Source organism: Gracilibacillus sp. HCP3S3_G5_2 (genome assembly GCF_052063305.1).
Classification (GTDB): Bacteria; Bacillota; Bacilli; order Bacillales; family Amphibacillaceae; genus Gracilibacillus.
Genome location: NZ_JBQHXU010000036.1, coordinates 1 through 1,437, shown reverse-complemented (window position 1 = coordinate 1,437; position 1,437 = coordinate 1). Strand labels below are relative to the sequence as shown.

The 1,437-nt window shown below is 29.9% G+C and carries 3 protein-coding genes; 2 read left to right on the top strand and 1 reads right to left on the bottom strand.

The window, feature by feature from the left end; all coding sequences use genetic code 11:
* Window positions 1–124: 124 nt before the first annotated feature.
* On the bottom strand, window positions 125–277 hold the full coding sequence (locus tag ACTNEP_RS20405) for a hypothetical protein (protein WP_441163783.1): 153 nt from the start codon (window positions 275–277) through the stop codon (window positions 125–127).
* 113 nt (window positions 278–390) lie between these two features.
* On the opposite strand from ACTNEP_RS20405, the gene ACTNEP_RS20400 reads away from it, so the two are divergent.
* Window positions 391–609 carry a hypothetical protein gene (locus ACTNEP_RS20400; RefSeq protein ID WP_441163782.1) on the top strand — a complete coding sequence of 73 codons (219 nt, stop codon included), beginning with the start codon at window positions 391–393 and terminating at the stop codon, window positions 607–609.
* 244 nt (window positions 610–853) lie between these two features.
* Window positions 854–1,177 carry a YolD-like family protein gene (locus tag ACTNEP_RS20395; protein ID WP_441163781.1) on the top strand — a complete coding sequence of 108 codons (324 nt, stop codon included), beginning with the start codon at window positions 854–856 and terminating at the stop codon, window positions 1,175–1,177.
* The last annotated feature ends 260 nt before the right edge of the window (window positions 1,178–1,437 follow it).

The following is a 1,437-nucleotide window of genomic DNA, read 5'->3' as shown; positions in this document are numbered from 1 at the left end:
TCATTGTTTCGTGACGTGACACTCTCTATACTACCAAGGAGGGCTTTTTTTGTGTAACTCCAAATAACCTCATCTAGGGTCAATTTTTCTTATTACAGGAATGCTCCTTATTAAAAAATTTATATTACTCTTCTCTTCTTTTAACTCGGACATCGCTCTTATTGTTTATAAAATGTATAATGGCATTAATTAAAAACGCTTCAATAAGTTTATCCATATCCCCTTCGTTGTCCTCTATGATTTCGCAATTTGAAAAATCCATATAAGTAGTTTTCACAAAATCACCTCCTCATAATTAATAATAATTTCACTATCATTTTACCCTACCTTTAATCACTTTCCATTATTTATTATACAATGAATATTAGGGCAACATATAGATAGTAGGAGGTGATTAAAATTAAAAAAGCCAATAAAACCATTAAGATTGGTAATGATGAATACGAAGTCATCGATGACAATACATTGAGAAGATATAATAAAAACACTAAAATGTGGGTTACTTTAAGGTTTAACAATAAAGATAATACAGAAAATATAGAGAGATTTAAAAATACATTAAGGCGCAACTTTATAAAAAGAGCAGTAGAGGAAATGAGAGTTAAATAAGCATATTTTAGGAGGATTTAATATTGAAAGGAAAAAAAGTGGATGTGTCAAATTGTAAAATAATTATTGATGAATCATCCAACTACACTGTTAGGGATTATATCTTAGACAAATTTGTTACGTTTGTAAACAATAATAGTGATACGAAAATAGAGAGAAAATAACGGTTTTTCTTACATCATCAAGAACAAATGTTCTTGTTTTCTTTTTGATTTTATTATAAGATAGGTGTGAGGTGAACTCAATGATAGAAGATAGAGGAAATAAAAAGTGGACTTCTCTAATGTTGCCTGAACATGTTGAGATGTTACAGTCCTTCTTTGAAAATGAAGAAAAGCAAATCGATAAGCCTATTTTATCTGAAGATCAATTAGAGGAAATACAAAGGAATCTAAATGAAGCGTTAGAATACTCGTTATCTATAAAAGTTGACTATTATCAAAATAAGCAAATACATCATGTGTCAGGTAAAATATATATGCCAAGCAATGGTAAAATGAAAATGATAACGAATGATGATATAATTTATATTATATTGGATGATATTGTTAATGTGGAAATTGTTTAAAGTAGTGACCCCATCCCCCAAATTAAGGGACAGGGTTATTTTTTTTACTAAAAATTACCGTCGTTTAAACGTTTTTGAAGTGTCTTAACCATAATAGAAGGCTTATTTATCTTACCATCCACTGGTGTACCAAGGTAACTTTGCAAGGCGGGCTTGTCAAGAAAAGTGTGTAAGTTATTCTAAATACTTTAACACACGTTCATTAAGGTGATCATGAATTAACAGCTGATTCATGACCATTGCCCATTGTTGAATATGGC